1 protein-coding gene is annotated in these 353 nt (G+C 34.3%); it reads right to left on the reverse strand.

What is annotated here, in order from left to right; all coding sequences use genetic code 11:
• Positions 1 to 353, reverse strand: a 353-nt coding sequence (locus ACJDTP_RS27540) for a transketolase-like TK C-terminal-containing protein (RefSeq protein ID WP_406763017.1), incomplete at both ends; no start/stop codon positions are given.

Raw genomic sequence — 353 nt, forward strand, 5'->3', positions numbered from 1 at the left:
AATCCAAATTTCTCGAATAGGATTTCTGCTTTACCTGATGCTCCAAAAGTATCTAAAGATATAACATCTCCATCAAGGCCTACATATTTATGCCATCCAAAGCTTGTTAATGCTTCTACTGCCACTCTAGCACGAACCTTATTTGGCATAACTGATTCTTTATATGCTTCATCTTGAGCATCAAATAATTCAAATGATGGCATACTTATAACTCTTGCATCTATACCTTTAGCTTCTAATTCAGCTGCTGCTTTATAGATTAATTCAACTTCTGAACCTGATGCCATTAAAAGTACATCTGGAGTTTCTTTCTTAGAATCTTTTAAGATATATCCACCCTTTAATGCTCTCTT

Source organism: Candidatus Clostridium helianthi (genome assembly GCF_045310795.1).
GTDB classification, from domain to species: domain Bacteria; phylum Bacillota; class Clostridia; order Clostridiales; family Clostridiaceae; genus Clostridium; species Clostridium helianthi.